Below are 1,186 nucleotides of genomic sequence, written 5' to 3' on the forward strand. Positions count from 1 at the left end.
CTACGCACATGCTTGAACAGACACTCGATCACCTGCAGCAGCTCGTGTCCTTCGACACGCGCAATCCGCCGCGTGCGATCACCACCGGCGGCATCTTCGATTACCTGCGCGCCCACCTGCCCGGGTTCAACGTGGAGGTGATCGACCATGGCGACGGTGCGGTCAGTCTGTATGCCGTGCGCGGGACGCCGAAGTACCTGTTCAACGTGCACCTGGATACCGTGCCGGACTCGCCGCATTGGAGCGCCGACCCGCACGTGATGCGGCGCGCGGAGGACCGGGTGATCGGCCTGGGCGTGTGCGACATCAAGGGGGCCGCCGCTGCATTGGTGGCCGCTGCCAATGCCAGCGAGGGCGATGCCGCGTTCCTGTTCTCCAGCGACGAGGAAGCCAACGATCCGCGCTGCATCGCTGCGTTCCTGGCGCGCGGCATTCCGTATGAGGCGGTGCTGGTGGCCGAGCCGACCATGAGCGAAGCGGTGCTCGCGCACCGTGGCATCAGCTCGGTGCTGATGCAGTTCAAGGGCCGGGCCGGGCATGCGTCGGGCAAGCAGGATGCGGCCGCCAGTGCGCTGCACCAGGCGATGCGCTGGGGCAACCGCGCGCTGGACCATGTGCAATCGCTGGCGCATGCGCGCTTTGGCGGGCTGACCGGCCTGCGCTTCAACATCGGGCGCGTGGAAGGCGGGATCAAGGCCAACATGATCGCCCCGGCGGCCGAGGTGCGGTTCGGTTTCCGTCCGCTGCCGTCGATGGACATCGACGCGCTGCTGGCCACCTTCGCCGGGTTTGCCGAGCCGGAGGCCGCGGTGTTCACCGAGACCTTCCGTGGCCCGAGCTTCCCGGCCGGTGACATCGCCGAGGCCGAGAACCGCCGCCTGGCCGCGCGTGACGTGGCCGATGCACTGGAAATCCCGATCGGCAACGCGGTGGACTTCTGGACCGAAGCCTCCTTGTTCTCCGCCGGGGGCTACACCACGCTGGTGTACGGCCCGGGCGACATCGCCCAGGCCCACACCGCCGATGAGTTCGTGACGCTGGAACAGCTGCAGCGTTACGCCGCGTCGGTGCACCGCATCATCGCCCAAGGCGCCTGACGCCATGATCCCGTCGTGGCCTGCCACTGACGGTTCCCCCATCGCGGCCCCGGCCGCCTGTGACGATACCGAAATGCCTTCTTCCCAGC

General features: G+C 68.2%; 1 protein-coding gene. It reads left to right on the plus strand.

The features are described from left to right. Positions 1-1,097 (plus strand): acetylornithine deacetylase (locus AC1DQP_RS20750; protein ID WP_478052464.1); only part of this gene is annotated, 1,097 nt, incomplete at its 5' end. Positions 1,098-1,186: the final 89 nt, after the last annotated feature.

The sequence above is a fragment of the Stenotrophomonas sp. P5_A8 genome, from assembly GCF_056400545.1.